The following is a 13,016-nucleotide window of genomic DNA, read 5'->3' as shown; positions in this document are numbered from 1 at the left end:
AAGCATTATCATCTTTATCTCTATCTTTATGGAACCACACGACGTCTTGATGTGTCTTTCAAAAGTGGTAAATGTTTCTTATGCTGGCAATGTTTAATGTCAATCCTGGTTGATATATTTACCTGCTGAGTTCTTGAGATATTTTTTTGAGCACGAGACATACCAGAAATAAACAGTTTTCATCGGTGTGAGCCGGAGAGAGTTATGAAAAAGTGGCAGTGTATGATTTGTGGTTTTGTTTATGATGAGTCTGCAGGGTGGCCTGAAGATGGCATACCTGCCGGAACAGCCTGGGATGATGTCCCTGATGATTGGCTCTGCCCGGATTGTGGCGCAGGCAAAGCTGACTTTGAGATGATGGAAGTCAGTTAATTTATAGAAAAACATGAATTTCTGACAAAAATCCCGCAAACAGTTGGGCCAGACTATTGCCCTGAAGGCAGTGGTGCTTTAGTCTGTTTTTGTCTGTGAGTGGTAAGCCTGTAGTCAAGAGTTCGTGATGTCCTTGCTCAGGAAGCGAGAACCCTTGATTCAAGGGAAGAAACAAGAACAACAAAACGGAGTGTTTTCTCTATGCGTAAACCCGATCTGGTCAATGTAATCGCTGACGAAGCTGATATCAGCAAGGACAAGGCATCCCTGGCCCTTAATGCCATTCTTGAAGCCATCACCAGTGCCATGAAATCGGCGGACTCGGTAAGCCTGGTTGGCTTTGGTACCTTCGAACAGCGCAGCCGTTCAGCCCGTACCGGGAAAAATCCTCAAACCGGCGAAACCATCCAGATTAAGGCAAGTAAGACCGTTGCTTTCAAGCCAGGTAAAGCCCTGAAAGAAGCTGTAAACTGATAGATATCTATCTGGCCAGTTGCAATCGATGGACTTAATGACGTTTTGCAGGTGGCCACAACCGGTGGTCATAAAATGGTTAGCCTGATGCAGGTTTTACCATTTTCATGAATACTGTTTGCATTGCACAATACTCCAGAAAGCATTTTTCCATTGTCAGCTTTTTCAAGTTGCTCTATGGGAAAGTGTTTTCTTTTACTCTCTATAGAGTATGCTTTTAAGTTGGCAAAACCACATCAATATCAGTACCCCGAAATCCGCCATGAGTCATCTTCTATTAATCTTATTTTAAGTGGTTGACAGTCCACCCAGTGATCTCTAATATGCGCCGCATCGCTGAGTTGTTGGACGGCGATGACGATGCCCAGGTGGCGGAATTGGTAGACGCGCTAGCTTCAGGTGCTGGTGTGTGTTTAACGGTTCGTCGTTTTGTTTCCGGACTTTTGTCCTTGCAAAACAAATGGTTAAAGATTTTTGAAAGTAGATGGCAATTGTCGTTTCCTAAAAAGAGTCCTAAAACCACTGGCTAAAAAATAGTCTTGTTTTTTGAACGAAAGTTCAATAGAGTTCAGCAAAATTTTGACGATGCCCAGGTGGCGGAATTGGTAGACGCGCTAGCTTCAGGTGCTAGTATCCGAAAGGGTGTGGAAGTTCGAGTCTTCTCCTGGGCACCAATCATCGTTGAAAATCAGTAAGTTATAAGTGTATGCCCAGGTGGCGGAATTGGTAGACGCGCTAGCTTCAGGTGCTAGTAACTGTATGGTTGTGGAAGTTCGAGTCTTCTCCTGGGCACCAATTCTCAAAGATGTGTCGTGTAATTCACGGTAAAAAAAAACCGGACTTTCGCCCGGTGATGTCTTTTCTCATTTATCTTCATCCTTATTATCTCGTGCCCTGTACTTCCTGGGTTTTCCGGATATAGATTTTCTTCGCTTCCAGTGTTTTGTGGCCGGAGACCAGTCCTTCGTGGTCAGACACGCCTTTGGCTTTCAGATCATGAAAGTGCCACTTCTCGGCAATCAGTCCTTCATCTACCGCCCGGTTGATCAATTTCTGCCACTGGCTGTCCAGCGTGTTTTTGTGCATCTTCTGTCCCGGTGACATCTGGATGCCTTTTTTTGCGATCACATTGGGCGCACCGAACACGTATTCAAACTTTTCCCCGTTGTTGTAATCCTCCAGCAGCTGCAGTGCTTTTTTCAGCCTTGGTGTCCAGAGGGTAATTTCATCCAGTGATCCTTTGCCTCGTTTCAGCTGTATGCCTTTTTCTAACAGCTGATCCCGTTTCATATTGATCAGTTCGGAACGTCGTGCACGACAGATGTAGGCAAACTCCATCATCGCTTTCCAGAACGGGTTGGCCAGATAGTAAACGCAGGCGTAGTCCTCATCGCTGACATAGACATCCTGCCGATTCGGTCTTGGCAACGCTTCGCACTCCAGTGAAGGGTTAGGCGGAACGCCTTCCAAGTGGCTTCTGCCCCAGCTCCAGGCACTGGAGATCAGTTTGCGGGCAATGGCGACTGCGCCCAGTTTGTCGGAATATTTTTCATAGAACCGGTTCAACGATGGCGGGGTGATCAGCGCCAGCGGCACCTTGCCAAAAGTGCCGTAACCCTCTACGGGAAAACTTTTCACCTTTGGTGTATACAGCCTTTTGTTGTACTGCCAGTCCTTGCTCTGGTTTTTAAATTTTCGGGATTCCAGGTATTCATCCAGCAGCCAGCCCAATGTCTGGTCGGAGCTTTTCTCCAGGTTTTCAATGGCCATGTAGAGTTTGGACATGGCCATGGTTTCCGGTCCCAGTACAATCTCGGCACCGAATACATTCTTTTTGCCGACCCGTCCATGATACGGCTTATAGATGAAACGCCCTTTGTTGCGATAGACGCCTTCCGGCAACTGGGCATTCTCTTTATTACGTGGTCTTCCCATCAATACAGCTCCTACAGGAATTTGAGTGGTTGTTTTTTGGGTTGTTGAATGTCGGTGCCGATCAATGGCTGGTTAATGGCGGCGTAGGTGGTGACTACTTCGCCATTACGTCCGTAATAAAACGGTATCCGGTTTTGCACCATCCATTTGACCAGCGCCGCTTTTTGTTTAATGCCTGACCACGCCATCAGGTCAGGCTGGGAAATCAGCGCATCCATGTCGCATGCCCGTTAAAAGAATTTTAGAATGTCGTACCCCAATACCGGCTGGGCATTACTGGTGGTCAGTCGCTTACTGTTGCGGTTATGGAACAGGGTTTCCGTCGGGTCATACATCAGACCGTACTGCCAGCCTTTATCGGTGAGCAGGTACTTGCCTCGTTTGCCCTGACCCGTCCATTTGATGAGCCGGTGTTTTTCCAGTACCTCCACCACATGCTGACGGCTCCGTCCAATAAATTCGCCCAGCTCCACCAGGGAGAAGTAATCGTCCAACTCGTAGCGGTTGCGTTTGCGCTTCTGTTTTCTTTGAATGGGGTTTTCATCGGTCTCAGAGCCAACTATTTCCGGCTCAGAATCAGAATAGCGGGCATCATGATCGATCGATTCAGTTTTGGATTCCTCGGGAAGAGTCGGTTGCAAACGTTCCAGTACAGCCTGATACCACTTCACCTGTTTAACCGGCGAACCGCTGTTATGGGCTTTCCCTGTATCAAGAATTTCGCACAGAGGCTGGCCCTGATCGGTGGGTACCCACAGGTTGTCAACTTTGATCTGGTATCCGGCCGCTTCCAGTAACTTGTTCACCTGCCGAGGATCTTGAGGCGGTGTCATCATCTGGCCAAGCTGGGTGGGCGTAAACGTCATGGCCTGAACCGGTGCCACCAGTTGCTTCTGGCCCATGGCTTCCAGAGGTGAGAAACCGATCTGGCTTTTCAGTAATCGGTCTGCAGAGAGCAGTTTCTGGTTTCCGGAAAAACCCAGTGCCTCGACAAATGCCATGGCCCTCAGAGAAGTGGCCATGTTCTTTTCAAGCATGGCCTGGGGTGTGGATAACTCCGGCTCTTCGGTTTGCACTGCTTTCAAGTGAACTCTGGGACTCGCCTTGCCCGATTCCAGATTGTCCCAACGCAATACCAGGTCGGCGCAATAGTTTCCATCGATGGATGCCATGGCGGTGATGCTGTCGAGTCGATCCAGTAACAGATGTTCCACAAACTGCCCTGAAACCCCCTGTTTAGGCCTCTCCTCAATGTGAGGAGAGGCAATTGCACCCTCTTTTGCCAGTCTTTCGATGGTACGTTTCACGTTGTCCGACCGCTTGCCAGCCACATTGGCGATCTCAATATGAGACATTTTCAGTTCGGTACCGGGCAGCATAGGGCTGTGGGTGTGCTCGGAAGCGGTCAGCATTTTAGCGTCCATGGTCAACTTTCCTTTTTGTGGTGTGGATAACTTTACTGTTCAGTTTTTCCACAGGTGCTTTGGGGAACTGCTATTGAAAAAGAGAGCCCTTTAAAATGGGATGGAGTCGTCGTAGGATTCATACTGCTGTGCATGCACAGGCTGTTGGGCATGACCACCCTCCCGGGCAGTGGCGTACTGGTTTTGATGTGTGCCTGGTTGTGACTGATAGTTCTGAGGCTGAGCCTGCTGGGCATTGGGGTTCTTTTCCAGAAACAGCAGCTTGCCGTTGTACCCGCTGTACACGACTTCAGTCTGGTAGCGATCCTGACCATTCTGGTCTTGCCATTTACGGGTCTGCAGTTGGCCTTCGATCAGGACTCGGTGGCCTTTACCCAGGTACTGAGCCGCCAGTTCCGCAGGCTTGCCGTAGAGAACCACCCGATGCCATTCGGTTCGGGTCTGCTTCTGGCCATCTTTATTCCAGCTCTCTTCGGTGGCGATGGAGAGAATAGTAACGGCATTGCCATTGGCGGTAGCTTTGCAGTCCGGGTCTTTGCCCAGTCTGCCAATCAGGGTGACACGGTTCATGGATGCGGCCATCAGGCGATCTCCTTTTCTTCTGGTTGTAGAGAGCGTTGTTTTGCGGGGGTGATTATTTCGGCGCGGCGGATAATCAGTTCGATACGGTATTCGTTGCCGTTGTGGTCAAAGCGGTAGCCGTCCAGCGCACCTTTGCCGAGCCAATGTTCCATGCTGTGGATATCGTCGGTCAGGATCTCTTCGGTGACTTCACCATCGGTGTAAAGCAGGTCCGGTTGGTCTTCGGTTTTTTCAGGTTCTGTTACCGGTTCGGGTTCGCTGGCTGCTGTCTTTTGTTGAGCTTCCTGATTCAGTCGCACTTCAATAATGGCCATCAGGTCAGACTGCTCTTTATGAAGAAGCACATCCAGATCCGGAAAGAGGTAATCTTTATCCACCGCCATTGTCCGGTACACGGCCAGATTGTTTTTTACCGCTTGTGCAAGTTGCTTCTGTTCGATCCGTGCCTGTGCCAAGCGGTCATTCACCGCTGACTGCATACTGGTGACACTCTTTTTCCCTTTGATCACTTCCTGAAAATCAGCAGGCGTTACCACGGCAGCGATCCAGCCGGGCGTAAGTTCGGTATTGATCACCTGACGCTGTTTTTCCAAGGTGGTGACGGCTTCCAGGACGATACTGTCCTTGATGTGCTGCTTCTGATGTTTGACCTGCTTATCCAGAGACTTCCGTTTGGTAGCCATGGCTTCGGTCAGATGATCAATGCGGGTGAAGAGTCGGGCGATGTCCGGTACCTGGGCAAGGGCTGTCTCCTTACCGTCTTTCAACTTCGTTTCTGTCTTTTTGAAAAACGTAACTATTCAGCACTGAGCAAAGGCATATTACAGTAATTCCGAACAGCTCTATGAAGTGATTGATATATGTCCATTCCCTGTTTTCTGGCAGACGACAAATAGCTGCGAATCCGTGCAAACATAGAACCACCGTCTGCACTCCTGAAGCAGCCTGAGATTTTCTGCTTTAACTTGGCCATTCGAACATCCCGCTCACTGCCATTGTTATCGAAGGGAATGGTAAAATCTGACATGAAGCGCAGTGTCTCAGCCTTGAACTCAGTGAGTCGTTTGAAGAGATTGTAAGCTTTAGTATTCTTGACTTTCTTGCGCTTAAGCTCCTCTCGTTGCTTCTCCATATAGACGACTTCTTTCATTAGAGCCCGCTGAAGCAACCGGTCATAAATCTTCTCGATTCGTTCACAGACAACACTTGGCATCTGTAGCATACCTATGGTCTTAAAGCCCTTGCAGTAATGCCAGGAAAGCCTCAGTAGCTTCATCAATCGCAACGCCAGTTGATTGCTGTCCCTATCAACAACACCCAAAAGCTCCCTCAGGTGATGGGCATTGCAAAGTACGTGAGTTGCCGCATATGCAAAATAGGATTTCCAATGATCATGAACCAGAACGCCTGCAAATGTTAGCAGTATGCCCATCGTGTCCATGGCCTCACGACCTCGCTTTTCAGACAAGTAGTAGAGCGTCCATTGTTCATCCCGCATAACGTGTAGCCAGTGCAAAGAGCCCTCGGCCCGCATACCCGTTTCATCGGCTCCGGCAACAGACGATTCCCGCAAGGCGTCACGAATAACCTCTTCAGTAGAAGCCAGATTTTCATAGGTTCTGGCCACAAAATTGGCGACAGTGCCTGCACTTACACTCATTTTATAGAGAGTATTAAAATACTCTGACACGCGCTTAAAAGGCAGGAAATGGTATTGGTTAAGATAGACGGCCATAGCCTGTGTGGCTGAGCCATATTGTGCGGCAGCGGTAACACCTTCCGGGAATTCAGCCTGATTCCGACAACCACAAGTGCAGATTTTTACTTCAGCTCTATGGGCCGTTACTTCAAATTCACCCGGTCTCCCTGGTTCAAACACCTGTCGTTCAATATATTTGACCGGCTCACTATCAAGAAGAGACGCCTGACATTTATTGCATTCTTTAACCGGAAGGTACTCAATATAGTCAGGGATATCGACCTGTTTAAGACAAGTGCCCTGATGCCCTTTCTTTCCACCGGCTTTATTACCAGAAGACTGTCTCAGACTTTTAGGATTGGGTTTTTCATCCGATGGATCGGTACCTTTATCTGCGGAAAGGTCGTCAGAATGATCTGGAGAATTACTGTTTTTACAAGGTTTTTGATAACCATCAGACGATGGCGGCTTGCTGCTGTTTTGACTGTTCTTGCCAACCTTTTCTTCCAATTCTCGACATCGCTCTTCCAGACAGGCAACTCTCATCCGCAGCTCTGCATTCTCTTTCAAGAGAATCTCAGCCGACATAGTTGCGGGTAGTTCTGGAATCATGCTGGCGAATATTGTGGAAAAATGGTGCTTAAGAGGATGGTATAAAAATCAGAAAATTCCAGATTTATGTGGGGGTGCTGAACAGTTACTGAAAAACTTCACCGCTGACTCGGCATCGGCAAAATCCTGATCCGTCACCAGCGCCGATTTGACGGAATCAATGCGCTTGGCAATCTGTTCTTCCAGTAGGTGCAGGTTGGAATCAATGACGGAACCGTCCAGCTGTACGACCAACGCTGTGGTGTCCTGAATCACTTCACCTTCCAGTGCCGGTACGGGAGCTTCCGGCTCAAAATTCTGCAGATCTTCCTGAAACTGTTGCCATCCGGCGATCAGGGCCTTACGACGATCACCGTGGGATTGGTAGTAGACATAATGGAAGTTGTCAGGAGTACCATCAGAGCTGACGAACAACACTCGTTCGGCACCGCTGACCAGTAGCTGGTGTTCCAGCTGCCAGTAGTAGGCAGGCTCGATACCTTCCCCTTCGATCTGGGCAACCAGCTTGTCATTCCAGAGTTTGTGTTCAAACAAAAGGTCTTCCATCATGGTCAGCCCATCAAAGCTGGCCAGCAGGGGAAGGCCGTCGATGGAGGTGATGCCAGTGGCGGGAAAGAGATCCGCTCCAACGATCTTTTCTGCCAATGGTCGGGCTTCTGTTTCGGCCTGATGTCCGGCATCAAACTTCTTCTGCTGAAATTCGGTGACCTCCGGGGTACTGCCGGTTTTCTTCTGGTGCAGCAGTTGGTCCCGGCTGATAAACGGACTGTCGCCCATCATGGCCGGTGCCTCGCTAGCGGTGAAATGGTTCTGGCGCAGGGCGAGCCATTCTGGCGTCCCCTGTTGAATATCGAGAATCTCCATTTAGTGGCCTCTGGGTTGGATATGGATGGCTTTCAGTTGTTGTATTTGCTGCGGGGTGGCTGGGGCTTTGGAGTTGATTTTGCGGATGATGCGCTCGGCACTCTGTTGGCCGGACTCAATGGATGCCCGCCACTCCGGTAGATGACGCTGGAAGTCTTTATCGGGGTAGTGGCTCTGAGTCTGCGGCTGGCTATCTCCATTCATATCCGGCACATAACCATCGGTGTCATCATCAGTGCAGGCCAGACCAAGAATGCCCACCAGTGTCTGACGCTTCAGATAAGTCACGGTAGAACCGATCTGCTGCAGTGCGCTTTTATTTCCAGTGGTATCCACAGGACCGGTGGCAGTGTTAGCAATGGAGTGGCCGGATAGATAACACAGATGGCAGGTAATGGTGATTGATGGCCCGTTCTGTTGTTGCTCGAACCAGTAGGTCAGACCGAACCGGTGAAGAACGGACCGCTGAACCGCCGCAACCACGTCATCAATAGAGGCGTAGGTGTACTCCATACGACCATTTTTTGTATTGAAAGCAGCACTCTTGCTTTTCTTCACCACCGGCATTTCCTGCTGAAACCGAGCAAAGGCTTCATTGAACTGCTGTCGTGCAACAATGGCCTGACTGTGTTCATACAGGCTCATGACCCGTTCCAATGTGTCGATGCTGGCATTCTGGGCAATGGCGGACTGCATGATCTGACCCACTTCCGACAGTGCAGAAGATTCAGGTTTATCCACAGGCAACACTTCTGTGGATTCAATTATTCCGGTTTTCTTTTTAGCTGGCATGGCGAAGGGCCTCGTCCCGTTGAATGCGGTTTCTGACGGCCAGCACCTGGTCAGCAATTTCCATTCGAAAACTCTTTTCCAGGGCTCTGGACAGTGTGTGGTGCAGTTCACACCAGGCGCGGAAATCAACAATCACGGCATCTGCCGTTTTCGGGTCTTTACGCCATGCGGCAATGTGATCCCGGATGACCCGGTAGATCTGGAGCACCGTCATATCCGGCGTGATGTTGCTGGCAATGCGATCTTTCAGGATGCATACCTTGCCGTAGTCGTAGGTGTACTGGTTGATGTTCAGCCAGTCGCTGATGCCGGTGATGACTGGCTCTTCCAGTCGGTTGATTTGGGTTTGATTAGCCACGGCAATAACCTCTTTTGCTGGCGTAGTTAATGACATCCCAGCCAGAAAGGCGGGCGTGTTCGTTGTCGTTGTTGCAGTCATGCACCAGCTGCTTCACGGCCAGCCAGCGGTAGCCCTGCATCGGGTGAAATTCTTCAAGGGTAAGAAAGGACAGGAAACTGCCCAGAGTCAGAACGCCAAAGCCGGTAATAACGACGGGCTTGTGATCTTCGATCTGTTCCTGAATATGAGCTTCAATCTGTTCCAGCTCAGACTCGATGGTCTCTTCAAAGGCTTCCCTGTCGTCAATGGCATTGAGGTGCCGGTTGAGATCACGGGTAACGGCGTCCATAAAGATTCCTTATTTTTGTAAATTAAATGCTTTTTTTTATTTATATATCTGCAAAGATAAACTTTGCAAATGATAAGGTATAATATATTTGCATTAGCTTTGGAGTATTAATAGTTTTTATGGATTGAAGGTTTTGGCTGCTATTGTCAGCTGGGATGCCTTGTTTTGTCAGATGGAGCCAGGGATGGATAACGTTGAGCAGTGGATTCAGTGTTTACCAGTGACTTTGCAGGTGGCGATCAATAATCAGAGAAGTTCCGAAAATGTCATTGCTTTTGTTAATTCGATACCCAAAAGCAAAGGGCGCCCCCGGTTCACCCGTCGAGGCAAATGCTACACACCAGCGACCACCAGGCGAGCCGAATATGAGGTTCAATGGGCGGCACGGCAGAAACAGGGAAAAATGCTGGCGGGGCCGGTGGGGGTTTTGGTGGTGGCGGTCTTCCCGATCCCAGCAAGCTGGTCAAAAAAGAAAAACGGAAAAGCGCAGGCCGGGTTGGTTCGTCCGGCGGTGAAGCCGGACTTTGACAATGTAGCCAAACTCTACTGTGATGCTCTGAATGGGATTCTCTGGGCAGACGACAAGCAAATTGTCGATGGCCGCTGCATCAAGGTGTATGGACAGCAGCCCGGTGTGCTGGTGATCGGCTGGCCGTTATAACAGGAAGCTGACACCCACGGCAGTGCCCTTGTAGATATCCTTGATATCTCCCGCGTAGTTAAGATCGAAATTGCCGTACAGCCGATTGATGAATCGCAGACTGTGTTGTGACTTGCTGATCGGTTGCCACTGGCGGAGTGAGAGTTCACCGTCGTGTTCTATCAGCAGGATTTTCCCGGGCTCCGGGGGAATCACAGTATCCACCTGAACTTTGGCACCTTTGGGAATGCTGATCGCCGTATCGGATGGGGTCTGGTTGACCATGGTGTCGTTTTCCAACCGTAACAGGAAGCTCTTGTGATCCGATTCAATAATGCAGATGGCTGACTCCGAGAGTACCTCCTGTCGTCTGTCATCGAGTTCATCAAAAAAAGTGCTCGCCTCATCCAGGCTGATGTAGGGCAGGGTTTTCGGATCTGGCAGATCTTCGCCGGTCTCCAACCAGTCAATGGAAACGCCAAGAAACTTAGCGATGGCGATTTTGTTATTCAGCTTCGGATTCCGGGCACCACTCATCCACAAACTGAATGTCCCTTCCGTACAACCCACGGCGCGGGCGATATCGACATTTTTCAGATTTTGTTCTTTCGCTTTGCTTTTGACCCGATCTGTCCAGTTTGTCACGTTCTTTTCCAATCGCTGTTATTCCATTATCCATAAGCAAAATAGTACACAGCTGGAAGCCATTAATTAAGGGCGAGTGTTCGCTTTAGATGAGTTTGGTTATTTGCAAGCAATCCAAAAGCAACGTAATCTTTCGATTATCTTTGCAAAAGAAATGTAAAGCGATAAAAACCAATCTTCAAGGAAAGATCTGATGAGTCAATCCCAACATCGTGCTCGGTTCAGAGCAACGGCCAGCCTCTTCGACCACACCGCAGGAGGTACACCATGATCCATACTGACGAACTGGGCATCTCCGACCAGCCGCAATGCTGGCAGGACATTCTGTGGCCACTGGCAGGACAGCCCGCCATGCCAACCTCGGCAACGCTCTATGAAGAGTTGTGTTGGGAAAATCCGGATATCGATGTGGGCGAACAGTTGTTGAAAGCGTTTCACTACATGATCGATCGCTGGGATCAGCCGGGCGAGGCAAAAAACGTGGTGATCTTCCTGAAAAAGTGGATGAGCCTGAATCAGAAGAATGCCCAGCAGGCGGCAAGGTATTTTCCAAAAGAAGCGCCAAAGCCTGGAGGTGGTCAGTGAAAACGTTTGGGAAAATTGAGAGCCAGTTCTGGGACACCATGCGTCATGAGGAACTCAGTGATCAGGGTAAGTTACTGGCTGCCTACCTGCTGACTTGTCAGTACGAAGAAACCACCAGTCTGAAGCAATATATCCTTCAGGAACTGAGCTGGGATATAGAAACTCTGTCGTATGCGCTTCAGGAGCTTAACGCAAAAGGGTTTGTCACCTGTCCGGATATTCCTGTGGATCTGCCTCTGAGCCAGTTTGTCACTGATCGTCTGACAACAGGAGGTCCGTGATGAGGGAGTTTGGCAAAGTCTCTGCCCGGTTCTGGGTCGATAGTGAAATGGAAACCCTCTCAGACGATGGCAAATTGTTGGCGCTGTACCTGTTGACGACCCATCATGGCAATCTTCTGGGCATTTTCAGGATGCCGATGGGGTATATCGCCACGGATCTTAAGTGGGATATGGAGAAAACGATTCAGACGTTTGACGAGCTGGAAACCAAACGTTTCGCCAAACGTTCGTCAAACGGTGACCTGATCGTCATCAATAACTACACGAAACACAACCGAACGGAAAACAATCGTCAACTTGACGCTCGTTTACGATTGGTTTTGACGCTTCCGGAAAACCTTGACGATCTGCTGCCGGAGGCGGCAAACGTCATTGACGGAATTATTCAGAAAGCCTGTGCTGGTGAGGGCTCCAGCGAAACGGAGCAGTTGCTCGAACAGATCCATACCCGATACATGCAACGTGAGGAAAAAGTTCGCCTAGAGAAAAGAGAAGAGAGAAGAGAGAAAAGAGAAGAGAGAAGTATTGATAAGATTTATGTCCGATCTGACGATCAGACGACCAAACGGCACGATTCGTCAGCTGAATCGTCACCCCTGCCGATGTTGAAAACCAAACCCTACGATTCGTACCCGGAGGATTTCATCGAATGGTGGAATCAGTACCCGAAACGGGAAGGTGACAAGGGGCACAAAAAACAGACTTTCGGTAAATACAAAAAACGGCTGGCTGATGGGCATAGCCCTGAGTCCCTGCTGGCCAACATCCTGAACTATGCCCGTTACTGCGACGAAACCGGAGCAACGGGTACCCAGTACGTGAAGACCACGGTCGTTTACCTGAACAACCCCGACAACCTGACCAACCAGTGGACGGTGAACTATGAAGCACGGCAGCGACATTCTGGAAAACTCAGCCTGGTTGAACAGGTCGAACAGGCCAACGCCCATATCCTCCAACCGGGAAGTCCAGGAGCCTTCAGCGGTACGAAAGCCTTCAGCGGGACGGAAGCCTTCAGCGGAGGGAATATCTACGACGTTGAGTCGGAAAGATCTGGTGATGCTGTTTTCGACCATGACGGCCCTGTTCGGCCAGAAGTGGACCAGTGCTTACGGTCTGGCTGACCGCAACGGCGAGTGGCAGAGAACGCTGAACGGGTTACACCCTCCCCAGCTGGAAATTGGTCTCAACCGTGTACGACTGGCCGGTGGCGAATGGCCTCCGACAGCGCCGGAGTTTCGCAAGCTCTGCCTGCCACTGCCGGAAGAATTGGGTTTGCCAACGCTGGCGAAAGCCTGGCAGGAAGCCAATGAGTACTCCCGGGCAATCCAGTCACCACGGCTGGAGCCACCGAGCGGTGTATCTCGCCGGGCGTGAGGCGGGCTGGCATGAGCTGAGAACCGCTGGGAATGCGGAGGAGTG

At 49.9% G+C, this 13,016-nt stretch carries 19 protein-coding genes and 2 tRNA genes; 10 read left to right on the top strand and 11 right to left on the bottom strand.

What is annotated here, in order from left to right; all coding sequences use genetic code 11:
* Positions 1 to 204: 204 nt before the first annotated feature.
* From MJO57_RS28395 to MJO57_RS28375, 5 genes are all read left to right on the top strand, one after another.
* Positions 205 to 372 (top strand): rubredoxin, encoded by a 168-nt coding sequence (locus MJO57_RS28395; RefSeq protein WP_252020544.1) that lies wholly within the window; start codon positions 205 to 207, stop codon positions 370 to 372.
* Positions 373 to 573: 201 nt separating this feature from the next.
* Positions 574 to 846 (top strand): HU family DNA-binding protein, encoded by a 273-nt coding sequence (locus MJO57_RS28390; protein ID WP_252020543.1) that lies wholly within the window; start codon positions 574 to 576, stop codon positions 844 to 846.
* Positions 847 to 1,169: 323 nt separating this feature from the next.
* Entirely contained in the window at positions 1,170 to 1,376 is a 207-nt protein-coding gene (locus MJO57_RS28385) for a hypothetical protein (RefSeq protein WP_252020542.1), read from the top strand.
* 57 nt (positions 1,377 to 1,433) lie between these two features.
* Positions 1,434 to 1,520 (top strand) — tRNA-Leu (locus MJO57_RS28380).
* Positions 1,521 to 1,554: 34 nt separating this feature from the next.
* Positions 1,555 to 1,641, top strand: a tRNA-Leu gene (locus MJO57_RS28375).
* 87 nt (positions 1,642 to 1,728) lie between these two features.
* Here MJO57_RS28375 and MJO57_RS28370 read toward each other — a convergent pair.
* The 10 genes from MJO57_RS28370 to MJO57_RS28325 all read right to left on the bottom strand — a co-directional run bounded on the left by MJO57_RS28370 (position 1,729) and on the right by MJO57_RS28325 (position 9,443).
* Positions 1,729 to 2,781, bottom strand: a complete 1,053-nt coding sequence (locus MJO57_RS28370; protein WP_252020541.1) for a tyrosine-type recombinase/integrase — start codon at positions 2,779 to 2,781, stop codon at positions 1,729 to 1,731.
* Positions 2,782 to 2,792: 11 nt separating this feature from the next.
* On the bottom strand, positions 2,793 to 2,999 hold the full coding sequence (locus MJO57_RS28365) for a DUF4224 domain-containing protein (protein WP_252020540.1): 207 nt from the start codon (positions 2,997 to 2,999) through the stop codon (positions 2,793 to 2,795).
* Positions 3,000 to 3,011: 12 nt separating this feature from the next.
* A complete protein-coding gene (locus MJO57_RS28360) occupies positions 3,012 to 4,205 on the bottom strand; it encodes a hypothetical protein (protein ID WP_252020539.1) in 1,194 nt (397 codons plus the stop codon).
* Between the two features lie 90 nt (positions 4,206 to 4,295).
* A complete protein-coding gene (locus MJO57_RS28355) occupies positions 4,296 to 4,787 on the bottom strand; it encodes a single-stranded DNA-binding protein (RefSeq protein WP_252020538.1) in 492 nt (163 codons plus the stop codon).
* Positions 4,787 to 5,554, bottom strand: a complete 768-nt coding sequence (locus MJO57_RS28350; protein ID WP_252020536.1) for a hypothetical protein — start codon at positions 5,552 to 5,554, stop codon at positions 4,787 to 4,789. The genes MJO57_RS28355 and MJO57_RS28350 overlap by 1 nt, the downstream gene beginning before the upstream one ends.
* 29 nt (positions 5,555 to 5,583) lie before the next feature.
* Complete coding sequence (locus MJO57_RS28345) at positions 5,584 to 7,098, bottom strand: IS66 family transposase (RefSeq protein WP_252017330.1); 1,515 nt, start codon at positions 7,096 to 7,098, stop codon at positions 5,584 to 5,586.
* A gap of 48 nt (positions 7,099 to 7,146) precedes the next feature.
* Positions 7,147 to 7,962 carry a YqaJ viral recombinase family protein gene (locus tag MJO57_RS28340; protein ID WP_252020534.1) on the bottom strand — a complete coding sequence of 272 codons (816 nt, stop codon included), beginning with the start codon at positions 7,960 to 7,962 and terminating at the stop codon, positions 7,147 to 7,149.
* Entirely contained in the window at positions 7,963 to 8,703 is a 741-nt protein-coding gene (locus tag MJO57_RS28335; protein WP_252020532.1) for an ERF family protein, read from the bottom strand. It lies immediately after the preceding gene.
* Positions 8,704 to 8,743: 40 nt separating this feature from the next.
* Positions 8,744 to 9,112 carry a hypothetical protein gene (locus MJO57_RS28330; RefSeq protein ID WP_252020530.1) on the bottom strand — a complete coding sequence of 123 codons (369 nt, stop codon included), beginning with the start codon at positions 9,110 to 9,112 and terminating at the stop codon, positions 8,744 to 8,746.
* Entirely contained in the window at positions 9,105 to 9,443 is a 339-nt protein-coding gene (locus tag MJO57_RS28325) for a hypothetical protein (RefSeq protein ID WP_252020528.1), read from the bottom strand. The genes MJO57_RS28330 and MJO57_RS28325 overlap by 8 nt, the downstream gene beginning before the upstream one ends.
* Positions 9,444 to 9,576: 133 nt before the next feature.
* Between MJO57_RS28325 and MJO57_RS28320 the strand changes: the two genes are divergently transcribed.
* A complete protein-coding gene (locus MJO57_RS28320) occupies positions 9,577 to 10,104 on the top strand; it encodes a RusA family crossover junction endodeoxyribonuclease (RefSeq protein WP_252020526.1) in 528 nt (175 codons plus the stop codon).
* Here MJO57_RS28320 and MJO57_RS28315 read toward each other — a convergent pair.
* The gene (locus MJO57_RS28315; RefSeq protein WP_252020524.1) at positions 10,099 to 10,740 is read right to left on the bottom strand and encodes a helix-turn-helix domain-containing protein; all 642 of its coding nucleotides are present in this window, start codon (positions 10,738 to 10,740) and stop codon (positions 10,099 to 10,101) included. The genes MJO57_RS28320 and MJO57_RS28315 overlap by 6 nt on opposite strands.
* Before the next feature lie 255 nt (positions 10,741 to 10,995).
* Between MJO57_RS28315 and MJO57_RS28310 the strand changes: the two genes are divergently transcribed.
* From MJO57_RS28310 to MJO57_RS28295, 4 genes are read left to right on the top strand one after another with little or no spacing between them, the layout of a single operon-like run.
* On the top strand, positions 10,996 to 11,313 hold the full coding sequence (locus MJO57_RS28310) for a hypothetical protein (protein ID WP_252020522.1): 318 nt from the start codon (positions 10,996 to 10,998) through the stop codon (positions 11,311 to 11,313).
* Positions 11,310 to 11,594, top strand: a complete 285-nt coding sequence (locus MJO57_RS28305) for a hypothetical protein (protein WP_252020520.1) — start codon at positions 11,310 to 11,312, stop codon at positions 11,592 to 11,594. The genes MJO57_RS28310 and MJO57_RS28305 overlap by 4 nt, the downstream gene beginning before the upstream one ends.
* On the top strand, positions 11,594 to 12,718 hold the full coding sequence (locus tag MJO57_RS28300; protein WP_252020518.1) for a hypothetical protein: 1,125 nt from the start codon (positions 11,594 to 11,596) through the stop codon (positions 12,716 to 12,718). The genes MJO57_RS28305 and MJO57_RS28300 overlap by 1 nt, the downstream gene beginning before the upstream one ends.
* Positions 12,669 to 12,971 (top strand): hypothetical protein, encoded by a 303-nt coding sequence (locus tag MJO57_RS28295; RefSeq protein ID WP_252020516.1) that lies wholly within the window; start codon positions 12,669 to 12,671, stop codon positions 12,969 to 12,971. The genes MJO57_RS28300 and MJO57_RS28295 overlap by 50 nt, the downstream gene beginning before the upstream one ends.
* Positions 12,972 to 13,016 lie beyond the last annotated feature (45 nt).

This window comes from Endozoicomonas sp. SCSIO W0465 (assembly GCF_023716865.1).
Classification (GTDB): Bacteria; Pseudomonadota; Gammaproteobacteria; order Pseudomonadales; family Endozoicomonadaceae; genus Endozoicomonas.
Note: the sequence above shows the minus strand (reverse complement) of the source record. Positions and strands in the feature narration are given on the sequence as shown.